Raw genomic sequence first — 11,916 nt, forward strand, 5'->3', positions numbered from 1 at the left:
CGCGACGGGAACAACTTGGCATCGCCAAGCTCCTGACAAACGGCCCGACCACATGTTCGAGCCGACAATCGAGTTGACAGGGCGCCATAATTGAATACCCGTCGCGTTGGAGCGCCGCGCGTCCTTTGGGTGCGCGAAGGACGCTCCAGCAATTTTAGTCGATGCATCGTCATTTCCGAAATCCATTCGGATTTTCGGGGCGATGCGCTAGATGTAAGTGGTTCGCTTGCGCGGGAGATCAATCAGATGACCATCAACGTCGCTCCAGTGGGCTTGACGCGCGATCTCGTCGAACGCGAAAAGTCGGGCAAGCCGATCCGCATCGGCCTGATCGGTTGCGGCGAGATGGGCACCGATATCGTCACACGCGTGGCGCACATGCCCGGCATCGAGATCGGCGCCATTTCCGAGCTCCACCCCGAAGCGGCGATGAAGGCCGCCAACATCGCCTATCAGGAGCCGGGGCATTCGCGCGAGGTGTCGAACGCGGCAGCACTCTCCGATGCCATCGAGGCAAGGAAGATCGCCGTTACCAGCGACGCCGACCTCATCTTGAACAGCGCCCTGATCGACGTCGTCATCGACGCGACAGGCGTTCCGGCTGTCGGTGCCGAGATCGGACTGCGCGCCATGGAGCACGGCAAGCATCTCGTCATGATGAATGTCGAGGCGGACGTGACCATCGGCGCCTATCTCAAGTCCGAGGCGGACCGGCTGGGCGTCACCTATTCGCTTGGCGCGGGCGACGAGCCGTCGTCATGCATGGAGCTGATCGAGTTCGTCTCGGCGATGGGCCACACGGTCGTTGCCGCCGGCAAGGGCAAGAACAACCCGCTCAATATCGACGCCATCCCCGACAACTATGTCGAGGAGGCGACGCGGCGGAACATGAACGTGCGCATGCTTGTCGAGTTCGTCGACGGCTCCAAGACCATGGTCGAGATGGCGGCGATCGCCAACGCCACCGGCCTCGTACCCGACAAGGCCGGCATGCATGGCCCCTCGGCCACGCTCGACCAACTGTCCAAGGTGCTGGTGCCGGAAAAGGACGGCGGTGTGTTGTCGAAGGTCGGCGTCGTCGACTATTCGATCGGCAAGGGGGTCGCGCCGGGCGTCTTCGTCATCGCCGACATGTCGCATCCCAGGATTTCCGAACGCATGGAAGACCTGAAGATGGGCCATGGCCCGTATTTCACCTTCCACAGGCCCTATCACCTGACCTCGCTGGAAGTGCCCTTGACCTGCGCGCGCGTGGTGTTGCACGGCAAGGCCGACATGGTGCCGCTGGCAAAGCCCGTGGCCGATGTCTGCGCTGTCGCCAAGAAGGACATGTTGCCCGGCGAAAAGCTCGATGCCATCGGCGAATATTGCTACCGCGCCTGGATCATGACCGCGCCGGAAGCACGTGCGGCAAAGGCGATCCCATGCGGCCTGCTGCAGCGCGGCACGGTGACGGCGCCGATCAGGAAGGGCGAGCTGATCACCTATGCGAACGCTGCGGTCGAGCCTGGCTCCAAGATCGCGGAGCTGCGCGCCAGGCAGGACAGGCTGGTCTACGGCTGATAGCCCGGCTCCGCCTGGCGGCGGGATCGGGAGCCAAGGCTGAGCTAACCATCATTACCGGCAGTCGCCAGGACGGGTGGATAGTTCGCCACCGCCGTGCCAATCTCATGGTGTGATCGCTGCCCTGAGAAAATGTGCATTGTCGTAGGGCGATGTTGCAGGTTCAATCTTCGGGGCGTGTTTTCCATCCACGGCGCGCGTTGAGGATTCATGATGACGGGCATACGCACCACCCTGCTAAGCTTGCTGTTTGTTATCCCCACCCTCCTTGCCGGCATGGGCGGTGCCAGCCTCGCTCACGACTACGCCATCGAGGTTCCGGGCGTGGAGACGGAGCCGCCAGCCGCACCGACCGGTGCGGTGCTTTTCGAAAATGTCCGCATCTTCGACGGCCGGGCAAGCAAGCTCTCGCCGGCGTCGAATGTTCTGGTGAAGGGCAATGTCATCGAGCGCATCTCGACGGCCGCAATAGAGCCGGCGGGCGCCAGGGTCATTGCTGGCAGCGGCCGCGTGCTGATGCCGGGCCTCATCGATGCGCATTGGCACGCCTTCATGGCCGCGACCCCGCAACCCATGCTGATGAGCGCCGATCCCTCGTATCTCCACCATCGCGCGGCGCAGGAGGCGGAGGCGACGCTGATGCGCGGCTTTACCACCATCCGCGACCTCGGTGGTCCGGTATTCGGCCTGAAGCGGGCGATCGACGAGGGAATTCTGGTCGGCCCGCGCATCTATCCCTCCGGTGCGTTCATTTCGCAGACGTCTGGCCACGGCGACTTCCGCTTCCTGTTCGAACTGCCGCGCCAGCCTGGCGGGCCGCTCAGCTACAGCGAGCGCGAGGGCATTGCCGCAATCGCCGACAGCCCCGACGAGGTTCGCCTGCGTACCCGCGAGCAGCTGCGCAACGGCGCGAGCCAGATCAAGCTGATGGCCGGGGGCGGTGTGAGTTCGCCGCACAACCCGATCGAATCCTCGCAGTTCACCGAGGCCGAGTTGCGTGCAGCGGTCGAAGCCGCGGCGGATTGGGGGACGTATGTCACCGTCCACGCCTATACGCCTCAGGCCGTCCGCCGGGCGATCGATGCCGGTGTCAAATGCATCGACCACGGCCAACTCATCGACGACGCCACGGCCGAGCTGATGGCCGAAAAGGGCATCTGGTGGAGCCTGCAGCCCCTGACCTATGACGAGACCGTTTTCGCGGCGATGAGCCCGACGTCGCAGCAAAAGGCGCTCAAGGTGTTTGCCGGCACCGAGAATGCCTACAGACTGGCCAAGAAATACAACATCAAGACGGTGTTCGGCGCCGACGTCCTCTTCGATCCCGCCGCAGCCAAGCGCCAAGGCAACTATCTCGCCATGCTGGCCAAGTGGATGACGCCGGCCGAGGCACTGACTTCGGCTACCGCCAATACCGGCGAGTTGCTGCAGCTCTCTAACTTCATCAATCCCTATCCGGGCAAGCTGGGCGTGGTGGAGGAAGGAGCGCTGGCGGATCTGCTCCTGGTCGACGGAAATCCGCTCGAAGACATCCAGCTCGTCGCCGACCCCGACAAGAGTTTCGTCGTTATCATGAAGGATGGCCGCATCTTCAAGGACACCGCGCCGAACTGACGGCCAATCGGCGTCTGACGGTGCGGTTCAGTGCCTGGGGCGTTGTGTCCGCGCAGATGCCCTACTGCAGAACGGGTAGGCTTTCCGTCAGCTCGGCGTATCCGGCGCAGACCGAAAGGGCCGCCATCACGACATGGCTGCGATCCCAGCCGGCCTGTTCTGCTATGTGCAGCATCTTTATCAGGGAAGGCTCGATGGCAAACTGGCATTGCGCCATGTAGTTGCCGTCCTCGGGGTCGACGGTCGGGCTGTTGATGCGCAGTTGCTTGTTGCTTGCCGACAATTCAGTAAATTCCAGTCCAGTGATGGATTTCGGTTTGGATTGCCGGTCACCGGGGAAGGCGGATCAGCTGTGGGATGATGATCTAAAGCATTGACACAGATGTACATAATGAAATCCAGTCAGTTCACTTGAGTGGAATTCATATGTCATGACGAAAAAGCGGTTGATGCCGCAGCTGCGGGCTCTCCAGTCCTTCGAAGCCGTGGCCCGGCATGCTTCGGTATCTGATGCTGCGCAGGAACTGGGCGTGACGCAGAGCGCGATCAGCCACCAGATCCGGCGGTTGAGCGAAGAGCTCGGTGAAAGGCTGGTGGAACGGCAGGGACGGGGGCTCGTGCTGACGTCGACCGGGCGCAGGCTCGCGTCCGAACTCGACCACGCATTCGACCTGATCGAACGGTCCGCCGCCCAGGTCGTCGGGGCCACCGACAGGACGATAAGGTTGGCTGTGTACGGCTCCTTCGCCAGCGGCTGGCTCGTCCCCCGCCTGCCGCAATTCTTCTCACGCCACCCCGACATCGACCTGGAACTTGTCATGGTGAGCGAGGAAGACGAGATCAGCGACAAGATTGCCGACGCATTCGTCACCTCGAGGCCGTCGCAGCGCGGATACCGCAGCGTCCTGCTGATGCGCGAGCAACTGGTCGCGGTGTGCGCTCCCGAATTCGGTTCATGGCCCTGCCCACTGATCACCACCGAAGTCTCGCCGTCCTCGAACGGTACGGACTGGATCGAGTTCTGCCGCCGCAGCGGCCTTGAACTGACAAGGTTGCAGCGACAGGGCTGGAAGCTGTGCACCCACTACGCTTTGGCGCTGGAGATGGCGCGCGCGGGCATCGGTGCGGCCCTCATTCCCGATTTCATGGCCGAGCAGGACGTCGCCGAAGGCAAGCTGGCGAGACTGCCGGGCGAGCCCATGCCGACGGGCCAACACTACTTTCTTTCCGTCAAGTTCAGCCGCCACCAGGAGCCTGCGCTTGCCGGCCTGAGCAAGTGGTTGCGGGCCACCGTGCGGTAGCGGCGCTGGCACTGGCTGAGCGTGGTTCGTTTGGCTAGGCTTCCAGAGCGCCGGAGCGGGCATCGCCGCTCACGGCTGTCCCGACGAGCTTGACCAGATCGTCGCCGGCGCGCGTTGCGCGGTGCGTGCGACGCGTCAGGATATAGCCGTCTTGCGGTGCAAAGACGTCAACCCTGCCGCCGTCTTCGCCGGGGGCGCGTATGATCGTGGCAAGGTGCGCGCCCGCCTTGACCGTGTCGCCGGGCTTGACGTGATAGAGGATCGCGCCGGCGCATGGTGCTGGCACCATCTCGATATGGTCGATGGGGGCGACCACGCCCTCAAACGTCTTTTTGGTTTCGATCGAGGTGTCGGCGATGACGCCGCGCCCTACCAGAAGCCGGTAGAGCCCTTCGGCGTCGGCTTCGGCGATGTCTGAATAGACGTCCGAGACGCCACGATACTCGACTGTTGTGACGACGCGGCTTTCGAGCCTGGCTTCCTTGCGTGGCATCTTGAGATATGGATGCAGCGACGCCTCGTCGAAGGATGAGCCCGACTGGCCGCCCCACAGGATGACCGCGTCGACGCCCATGTTGGCGGCGCAATCGGCCATTGCCGGCCACAACGCCTCGGGCACGTAGAGATACGCCACGCCTTCGTCGTCGCAATGCAGGTCGAGCACGATGTCGTGGCCCAGCGACAGCTTGAGCAGATGTGCCTTGAGCCGCTTGTCGGCGGTCATTGGCACATCGACTGCGGGCAAAAGCGATGGGTCCGGACGTTCGAGCAGGGGAAAGTCACGGTTGTAATTGATGCGCGTGCCGAGATCGAAGCGGCCTTGCGAGGCACCGAACAGCAGCTGGTTGGCGCCGATCGGATTGGCGCGCGGAACGACGGTCACCCTGCCACGGATACGGCCCTCGGCTTCCGCCTTGCGCAGCTTCGGCATCAGCGCATCGATGGCGACAACGCCGGGCAGCTCGTCGCCATGAAGTGCTGCCTGGATGTAGGCGGACGGCGCGTCGGCCGACGTCCCGGCAACATGGTAGACCGGGAGCTCGTAGGCGAGGCCCTCGCTGTCGCCCCGGATCGCCTCAACGGTCTTTTTCATCTTTTGTCCCTCGATGCTGTTGTGGCGGCCTAGCCGCTTGGCTTGCGATAGACCAGAGCGGCTGCGCGGTGTCCTGATCCAGCTCGATCAAGCCGCGGCGCCAGAGGCCGTCAGGCGGCCGAGCCCCACTGCTTCATCAGTGCCACCGAGCGGGCAAGCTGGGGTGCTGCGTGGAATTCGTGTCCCAGCCTTGCCGCTGCGCGCCAGGGCCAGCGTGGATCGGCGAGCAATGCGCGTCCCAGTGCCACCATGTCGGCGCGGCCTTCCCTGATGATCGCGTCCGCCTGCGCTGGCTGGTCGATCATGCCGACCGCGCGCACCGGAATGCCGGTCGCCTGTTTCACCGCTTCGGCGAGATGGACCTGGTAGCCGGGGCCGGTCCGCAAACTCTGATGTGGCGAGTTGCCGCCGCTCGAGCAGCAGATATAGGCGATACCTGCCTCGCGATAGGCTTTGGCGACCTCGATGGCCTCTTCGAGCGTGAAGCCGCCATCGACCCAGTCGGTCAACGACATGCGGGCTCCAACCATCATGTCCGGCACGGCCGCGACCACGCGGCGCGCGACCTCGATGGCAAAGCGCATTCTATTTTCCAGCGATCCGCCCCACTTGTCGGTGCGATGGTTGGATAGCGGCGACAGGAACTGATGCAGCAGATAACCATGCGCCGAATGCAGTTCGATAAAGTCGAAACCGGCGCGCCTGGCCCGTTTCGCCGCGTCGGCGAAATGACCTATGGTTCGTTCGATCTCGTCTTCGCTGAGCGCATGCGGCACCTGCCAACCGTCGGCATAGGCTAGCGCCGAGGCCGAAACCACGGGCCATGCGTCTTCTTCCCGGCTAAGCGGGCCGGAGCCATCCCACGGACGGGGGTTGGAGGCCTTGCGACCGGCATGCGCCAACTGGGTGCCGAACTTCGCGCCCGGGGTGGCGACACGCCTGGCGGCGTCGAGCGCCCATTTCGCGGCCGCCTCGTTGGCGTCGGAATAAAGACCCATGCAGCCGTGGCTGATGCGGCCGCGCCTCTCGACGTCGGTCATCTCGACGGTGACCATGCCGGCGCCCGACATGGCAAGATTCATCCAGTGCTGGAGATGCCAGTCGGTGGCCGAGCCGTCGTCGGCGGAATACTGGCACATCGGAGCAACGGCGATGCGGTTGGGGAAGTCGAGCTTGCCGAGCGTGATCGGCGAAAACAGATGGGCGGTCATGGCGTCTCCGGGGGCTGGGAATGGCGAATGTAAAGTGTTTGAAGCAGTCGGCAACCGTGTTGCATGAGGCCACGCCGTGATAACAGTCGCTGCGATGATTGTTGTCGCTACGGCGAGGGGGAGTGCATGAGGACCAGAGACAGGCTCGAAGCGATCCTGGAGCGGCTCGACGCGCGCGCCGGGGATGAGCGGGTCTTTGCCAAACTCTATGTCGATGCCGCGCGGGGTGGGGCAGATGCCGCCGATGCCAGGACGAGGGCAGGGCTGTCGCTCGGGCCGCTCGACGGCATGATCGTCTCGATCAAGGACCTGTTCGACGTCGCCGGCGAACCGACCTTGGCCGGTTCGGTGCTGCGGCGCGATGCCGAACCAGCGGCGCAGGATGCGATCATCGTTCGTCGCCTGCGCCGGGCAGGGGCTGTGATCATCGGCAAGACCCACATGACCGAGTTCGCCTTCACAGCGCTCGGGCTCAACCCGCATTACGGAACGCCAGGCAATGCTGCCGACGCGTCACTCATCCCCGGCGGCTCGTCGTCGGGGGCCGGTGTTTCGGCCGCCGAAGGCACCTCGGATGCATCGATCGGTTCGGATACCGGCGGGTCGGTGCGCGTGCCCGCCGCGCTCAACGGCATTGTCGGCTTCAAGCCGACGGCGCGGCGCATCCCGCTCGACGGCGCATTTCCGCTGTCGCCGTCGCTCGATTCCATTGGCCCGCTTGCCAAGACGGTCGCGCAGTGCATCGCCGCCGATGCGGTCATGGCGGGCCAGGAGTTTTCCACGCTATCGCCGCTGTCGCTGTCAGGCTTGCGCATTGCCGTGCCGCGCGGCCGCCTGTTCGACGGGTTAGAAGCGGGGGTCGCCACGGCTTTCGACCGCGCCCTGAGACAACTCGCGGCTGCGGGGGCGACCGTTGCCGAATGCTTCGTCGACGACCTGCTGTCCGAGTTTCGCGCGGCAACGCGCTCCGGATCGATCGCCTCGATCGAGGGGGCTGCGATCCATGCCGACTGGCTCGCCAACGGTGCTTCCACGCCCATCGACCCCAATGTCAGCGGCGCGCTGGGGCGGGCGATGCAGGTCCCCGCCGTCAGCTACATCCACACCATGAACCGGCGCAGGCAGCTTGTCGCCGAAATGGATGCGCGTCTCTCGGCCTTTGACTTCATCGTCATGCCGACGACGCCTATCACCGCGCAGCCGATTTCCGAGATGCTGGCCGACGGCGCGCACGCCGACCGTGTAGAAGGCCTGTTGTTGCGCAACACCCAGGTTGCCAACCAGTTCGACCTCACCGCCTTGTCGCTGCCGATGCCCGACATGGCGCGGCCAGCAGGGCTTTCACTGGTCGCGCGTCACGGCCACGACCGCCGCCTGCTCGCTGCAGGGCTTGCGGTGGAGGCGATGCTGCGGGGTTAAACCATGAGCGGGCTCATAAGCGAAGATGGCGTTGTCACGCGCTGGCCATCCAGGGCCGCTGACAAGACGCTTGTGCTCGACTTCCTGGCCACCAAGTTCGAGGCAGGCCGTGACTACGCCGAAAGGGAGGTCAACGACATCCTCAAGCGGCACCACAGTTTCGGCGACTGGGCGCTTTTGCGGCGTGAACTGGTCGAAAGCGGGCGATTGCAGCGCGATGCGCGCGTTGGGCGCTATTGGGCGCCCGCGCCGACTTCTTAGGCTTTCTGGGCACTTGCAGAGCCGGCTCAAATAGTGATCACTTAACAAAGGCCCGTGGCCGAGCGGAATCGTACGAGGAGAAAATCTGATGCCGTCGACAATGAAGGGGCCCGCGATCTTCCTCGCTCAGTTCGCGGGCGACGCGGCGCCATTCAATTCTCTGAAATCGATTACATCGTGGGCGGCAGGTCTCGGCTACAAGGGCGTCCAGATCCCCACGCCCGACAGGCGCCTGTTCGATCTGGAGACGGCGGCAACGTCGAAAACCTATTGCGACGAGATCAAGGGCACCTGCACTGACTCTGGCGTCGAGATCACCGAACTGTCGACCCATCTGCAAGGCCAGCTTGTCGCCGTCCATCCCGCTTATGACGCGCAGTTCGACGCCTTCGCGCCGGCGGCCCTGCATGGCAATCCCAAGGCGCGCCAGCAATGGGCGGTCGAGCAGATGAAGCTGGCTGCCAAGGCGTCGCAAAATCTCGGCCTCAAGGCCTGCGTTTCCTTCACCGGCGCTCTGGCCTTTCCCTATCTCTATCCTTGGCCGCAGCGGCCGGCCGGCCTGATCGAGGAGGCATTCGCCGAACTCGGCAAGCGCTGGATGCCGATCCTCGACGCCTATGACGAGGCCGGCGTCGACCTTTGCTTCGAGCTGCATCCGGGCGAGGACGCCTTCGACGGCGCCACCTTCGAGATGTTCCTTGATGCTGTGGGTGGCCACAAGCGCTGCAACATCAATTACGACCCGTCGCATTTCCTTTTGCAGCAGCTCGACTATCTCGCCTTCATCGACATCTATCACGAGCGTATCAAGGCATTTCACGTCAAGGATGCCGAGTTCAATCCGAGCGGACGCCAGGGCGTCTATTCCGGCTATCAAGGCTGGCTCGGCCGTGCCGGCCGCTTCCGCTCGCTCGGCGACGGCCAGGTCGACTTTTCCGGCATTTTCTCCCGGCTGGCGCAGCATGGCTATGACAGCTGGGCGGTGCTGGAGTGGGAATGCTGCCTCAAGCACCCCGAAGACGGTGCTGCCGAAGGCGCGCCCTTCATCGAAAGCCACATCATCCGGGTGACCGACAAGGCGTTCGACGATTTCGCCGGCGGGACGAGCGACCGGGCGATGCTCAGGGCGATGATGGGGATCGAGTAGGAACTCCCCCTGATCCGACCACTTCGCGGCCACCTTCTCCCCGTTGGGGAGAAGAGGAGCCGCTTCAGACTTCCTCTCCCCTCGGGGAGAGGCCAGCCGAGCGAAGCGGAGGCCGGGTGAGGGGGCAACTTATCAAGGGAGGACTGAGGCATGGTCGGTGCATCGAAATCGGAAAGCGGCAAGGGCCCGATCCGCTACGGCATGGTGGGCGGTGGCCAAGGCGCCTTCATTGGCGGCGTCCACCGCATCGCCGCGCGCATGGACGGGGATTTCCAGCTGGTGGCCGGTGCGCTGTCGTCCAACCCGGAGCGGGCCAGAGCCTCGGCTGCCGAAATCGGCCTCGATCCCGAGCGCAGCTACACCTCGTTTGCCGAGATGGCCAAGGCCGAGGCAAAACGCCCTGACGGCATCGAGGCGGTGGCGATCGTCACGCCCAACAACGTCCATTTCCCTGCTGCGAAGGCATTCCTCGAAGCCGGCATCCACGTCATCTGCGACAAGCCGCTGACGGGGACGCTTGCCGAGGCAAAGAAGCTCGCCGCACTTGTCGACAAGACCGGCAAGGTCTTCGTCCTCACCCACAATTACACCGGCTATCCGATGATCCGGCAGGCCCGCGAGATGGTCTCCAAGGGCCTGTTGGGCGATATCCGCGTGGTGCAGGCTGAATACCCGCAGGACTGGCTGACCGAAGATCTCGCCGCCACCGGCCAGAAGCAGGCGTCATGGCGGGCTGATCCCAAGCAATCGGGTGTTGGCGGTGCGACCGGCGACATCGGCACGCATGCCTACAATCTCGCCCGCTTCGTCACCGGGCTGGAACTCGACAGCCTCTCCGCCGATCTCGATGCATTCGTGCCCGGCCGCCTTCTCGACGACAATGTCAATGTCATGCTGCGCTTCAAGGGCGGCGCCAAGGGCATGATCTGGGCAAGCCAGGTAGCGCCCGGTCATGAGAACGGGCTCAAGCTGCGTGTCTATGGATCCAAGGGCGGCATCGAATGGGTTCAGGCCGATCCGAACTATCTCTGGTACACACCCTTCGGCCAGCCAAAGCAGCTGATCACCCGCGGTGGCGTCGGTGCGGGCGCTGCCGCGGCACGGGTGACACGCGTGCCGTCCGGTCACCCCGAAGGTTATCTCGAAGGTTTCGCCAACATCTACCAGGAGGCGGCGCGGGCGATCCGTGCGGCGCGCAGGAAAGGCGGAAAGCCTGCCAGGGACGTCATCTATCCCACGGTGCAGGACGGGGTCGAGGGCGTAGCATTCGTCGAAGCCTGCGTGCGTTCGTCAAAGAAAAACGCCGCCTGGACCAAACTTTAGTTGGCAGGCGCGTCGTTGTTTGACTTAAGTCAAAACCTTGCAATCGTTGCGTGCTAAACTTTCCCTGACGTAAAGAGAAAGGGAAATTGGATGTACAGCCACGTTCTTATCGCGACCGACGGTTCGATCATTGCCCAAAAGGGGGTCGAGCATGGCCTCCAGCTTGCCAAGAGCGTCGGAAGCAAGGCAACAGTCGTCATCGTAACCAAGCCATACCCGTTGCAGGCCACGACAGTGACGGGGTGGGTGGCAGGAGACAATGACATCCGCCGCTACGATGCCAGCCAGAAGGAATTTGCCGACACGGTTTTGGCGGCAGCCAAGCAAACCGCCGACAAGATTGGCATCGCCCCCGAACTCGTTCAGGTTACCGCCGATTCGGCCGCGGATGCCATTGTCGAACAGGGTCAGGAGCTTGGCTGCGACCTGATCGTCATGGCCTCTCATGGCCGTCGTGGGGTTGGCCGGTTGCTGCTCGGTAGCCAGACCGCCAAAGTTGTCCAGTACGCCAAAACGCCCGTCCTCGTCGTCCGCTGATCGGCATGGCATCTTTGGCCCTCCCTCCAAGGGAAGGGAGGGCGTCGGTAGCGTGTCGCGGCCATCGCGGCAGAGGTAGAGCGCGCGCGCCCCGAGCGGATTCTGCGGCCCGCCCGGCACATGCTGAGGCAGATTGGGGTTGCGTCGCCGCATGTTGGCGGTTGGCGTCCAGGTCGGCCACTTGGCCCTGCGTCCGACGATTGCCTCGCCCGGTCCACCGCGCGCCGTCGCGCCCGACGGCGATGCCGTAGCGTCCGCCCGGCCGGGGGTTTCGACATAGTAGAGAAAACGCTCGCGCTTGTTGATGATCATCGTCCCGACAGGTTCGTCGCCATTGTAGGGCACGTTGTGCCGGTGGAATTGCCTGGGAACGAGCGACTTGTCGACCAGCGGAATGTCAATGCGAGATCACCGAAGAAGATCTCGCTTGAACGAAGTCTTGTACCG

At 63.8% G+C, this 11,916-nt stretch carries 11 protein-coding genes; 8 read left to right on the plus strand and 3 right to left on the minus strand.

All coding sequences use genetic code 11. From position 1 onward, the window contains the following. The first annotated feature begins 246 nt into the window (after nucleotides 1–246). Both C8K44_RS08010 and C8K44_RS08015 read left to right on the plus strand, forming a co-directional pair. The gene (locus tag C8K44_RS08010) at nucleotides 247–1,563 is read left to right on the plus strand and encodes an NAD(P)H-dependent oxidoreductase (protein WP_109575246.1); all 1,317 of its coding nucleotides are present in this window, start codon (nucleotides 247–249) and stop codon (nucleotides 1,561–1,563) included. Between the two features lie 210 nt (nucleotides 1,564–1,773). Next, entirely contained in the window at nucleotides 1,774–3,177 is a 1,404-nt protein-coding gene (locus C8K44_RS08015) for an amidohydrolase family protein (RefSeq protein ID WP_245417416.1), read from the plus strand. 61 nt (nucleotides 3,178–3,238) lie between these two features. Here C8K44_RS08015 and C8K44_RS08020 read toward each other — a convergent pair whose 3' ends face one another. Continuing rightward, entirely contained in the window at nucleotides 3,239–3,460 is a 222-nt protein-coding gene (locus C8K44_RS08020) for a hypothetical protein (protein ID WP_109575247.1), read from the minus strand. Nucleotides 3,461–3,608: 148 nt separating this feature from the next. Here C8K44_RS08020 and C8K44_RS08025 point away from each other — a divergent pair, with 148 nt between their 5' ends. Next, nucleotides 3,609–4,478, plus strand: a complete 870-nt coding sequence (locus tag C8K44_RS08025) for a LysR substrate-binding domain-containing protein (RefSeq protein ID WP_109575248.1) — start codon at nucleotides 3,609–3,611, stop codon at nucleotides 4,476–4,478. A 34-nt stretch (nucleotides 4,479–4,512) separates the two neighbouring features. On the opposite strand, the gene C8K44_RS08030 is transcribed toward C8K44_RS08025, so the two are convergent. Both C8K44_RS08030 and C8K44_RS08035 read right to left on the minus strand, forming a co-directional pair. Then, on the minus strand, nucleotides 4,513–5,571 hold the full coding sequence (locus C8K44_RS08030) for a succinylglutamate desuccinylase/aspartoacylase family protein (RefSeq protein WP_109575249.1): 1,059 nt from the start codon (nucleotides 5,569–5,571) through the stop codon (nucleotides 4,513–4,515). Between the two features lie 110 nt (nucleotides 5,572–5,681). After that, entirely contained in the window at nucleotides 5,682–6,782 is a 1,101-nt protein-coding gene (locus C8K44_RS08035) for an NADH:flavin oxidoreductase/NADH oxidase (protein WP_109575250.1), read from the minus strand. A 126-nt stretch (nucleotides 6,783–6,908) separates the two neighbouring features. Between C8K44_RS08035 and C8K44_RS08040 the strand changes: the two genes are divergently transcribed. The 5 genes from C8K44_RS08040 to C8K44_RS08060 all read left to right on the plus strand — a co-directional run bounded on the left by C8K44_RS08040 (nucleotide 6,909) and on the right by C8K44_RS08060 (nucleotide 11,469). Beyond that, nucleotides 6,909–8,201, plus strand: a complete 1,293-nt coding sequence (locus C8K44_RS08040; RefSeq protein ID WP_109575251.1) for an amidase — start codon at nucleotides 6,909–6,911, stop codon at nucleotides 8,199–8,201. Nucleotides 8,202–8,204: 3 nt separating this feature from the next. Next, a complete protein-coding gene (locus C8K44_RS08045) occupies nucleotides 8,205–8,462 on the plus strand; it encodes a DUF2087 domain-containing protein (RefSeq protein ID WP_109575252.1) in 258 nt (85 codons plus the stop codon). A gap of 88 nt (nucleotides 8,463–8,550) precedes the next feature. Further along, a complete protein-coding gene (locus C8K44_RS08050) occupies nucleotides 8,551–9,609 on the plus strand; it encodes a sugar phosphate isomerase/epimerase (protein WP_109575253.1) in 1,059 nt (352 codons plus the stop codon). 150 nt (nucleotides 9,610–9,759) lie between these two features. Beyond that, on the plus strand, nucleotides 9,760–10,932 hold the full coding sequence (locus C8K44_RS08055; protein ID WP_109575254.1) for a Gfo/Idh/MocA family oxidoreductase: 1,173 nt from the start codon (nucleotides 9,760–9,762) through the stop codon (nucleotides 10,930–10,932). Between the two features lie 90 nt (nucleotides 10,933–11,022). Continuing rightward, a complete protein-coding gene (locus C8K44_RS08060) occupies nucleotides 11,023–11,469 on the plus strand; it encodes a universal stress protein (RefSeq protein WP_109575255.1) in 447 nt (148 codons plus the stop codon). Nucleotides 11,470–11,916: the final 447 nt, after the last annotated feature.

It is taken from the genome of Aminobacter sp. AP02 (assembly GCF_003148805.1).
In the GTDB taxonomy this organism is placed as follows: Bacteria; Pseudomonadota; Alphaproteobacteria; order Rhizobiales; family Rhizobiaceae; genus Aminobacter.